This is a genomic window from Vibrio sp. OPT46, assembly GCF_015163535.1.
Classification (GTDB): Bacteria; Pseudomonadota; Gammaproteobacteria; order Enterobacterales; family Vibrionaceae; genus Vibrio; species Vibrio alginolyticus.
Window position 1 is genome coordinate 1 of record NZ_JADDYG010000256.1, and the last position, 473, is coordinate 473.

Annotated in this window: 1 protein-coding gene; it reads right to left on the reverse strand. The window is 39.1% G+C overall.

The annotated features are described in order from the left end of the window. On the reverse strand, positions 1-473 hold a 473-nt coding region (locus IQR33_RS12180; protein ID WP_193843716.1), incomplete at both ends, for a hypothetical protein.

Consider the following 473-nt stretch of genomic DNA (forward strand, 5'->3'; position numbering starts at 1 on the left):
TTTTGGTTACCCCACCCTTTTGATTCGTTATAAAAAACTATTTTTTTAGGTAGCGCCTCTTCTACCACCAGCAAGCGTTCACATTGTTTAAAGTGAACCCTTTGCATGCCTATCTCTGTTAATAATTTTCTTACATAATTCAATGCGGCAGTATTGCTTTTGCATTTACTCGAGGCCTTAGCTTCTTTTACAGCATCTGAAAATGCCTTTTTGGCATGATTTACTTCTAGTAATTTGGGAACTACATCTTCAGGAATGAAGACCACTCCAGGTAACTGGTTTAACTCTCGTCCTGATTGGTATTCATCGTAAGTGATCGCCGTTATAGCTCTAATGACCGCTTTAATTGGTTTGATGTCAGAGGGATTGTTTAACTGAACGTTAAAGTACGTTTGCTCTAAGGAGTGAGCAAACGCATGAAGTGAGGATTCTAATGACTGAAGTTTTCGTATGACTGGCACACTGTGTAGTGA